The 303-nt window shown below is 51.5% G+C and carries 1 protein-coding gene; it reads right to left on the reverse strand.

Annotation, left to right across the window (positions count from 1 at the left end; genetic code table 11):
* Positions 1 to 303 (reverse strand): SprB repeat-containing protein (locus DM444_RS00095; protein ID WP_162614873.1); only part of this gene is annotated, 303 nt, incomplete at both ends.

The raw sequence follows: 303 nt of genomic DNA on the forward strand, positions 1-303 counted from the left end.
GGATTCCGTCAATTGGCAGCTGTTTGCATCTGCAACAGTTACTGTGTAGGTTCCGGCAGTAAGGCCTGCTGCTGTTGCTGCAGTTCCTCCTGAAGGGGACCATGAATAGGTGTAGTTGCCTGAACCGCCAGAGACAGTGACAGATGCTGTGCCTGTCGCTCCGCCATTGCATAAAACGTCCGTCTGTGATTTTGACGCCGATAGAATAGCAGGCTCTGCAATGGTAAAGCTTTGTGCAGCCTGGCAATTATTGGCGTCAGTAACTGTTACCGTATATGTTCCCGCTTGAAGACCGCTGGCAGT

This window comes from Flavobacterium ginsenosidimutans (assembly GCF_003254625.1).
Taxonomy (GTDB): domain Bacteria; phylum Bacteroidota; class Bacteroidia; order Flavobacteriales; family Flavobacteriaceae; genus Flavobacterium; species Flavobacterium ginsenosidimutans.